We start from the raw sequence: 238 nt of genomic DNA, 5'->3' as shown, positions 1-238 counted from the left end.
GACGTGTCTACTTTCCGGGGGTCAGGCCCTCCCTTCAATGCCCATCATGCGCATCCGTTTAGCCACAGTCTTGCGATTCAAGGTGATCTGGTAGCGCTCGGTAAGTTCTGCGGTGATCCGCGGAGCACCATAAACCTCATCAGAGTCTTTCCAAATCTGATGAATCTTACGGTCAACATCATCGTAAAATGCTGCCCGATCATCTTCGCCGGATAGTCGTTTCTGCTGCACATGGGCC

1 protein-coding gene is annotated in these 238 nt (G+C 52.5%); it reads right to left on the bottom strand.

Annotation, left to right across the window (positions count from 1 at the left end):
- Window positions 1–21 precede the first annotated feature (21 nt).
- Window positions 22–238: helix-turn-helix domain-containing protein (locus HMPREF2565_RS14385; protein ID WP_141745881.1), on the bottom strand; the 217-nt coding region annotated here is incomplete at its 5' end.

Source organism: Corynebacterium sp. HMSC072A04, assembly GCF_001809235.1.
Taxonomy (GTDB): Bacteria; Actinomycetota; Actinomycetes; order Mycobacteriales; family Mycobacteriaceae; genus Corynebacterium; species Corynebacterium hiratae.
The sequence above is the reverse complement of the archived record's forward strand: the minus strand, read 5'-3'. Positions and strand labels throughout refer to the sequence as shown.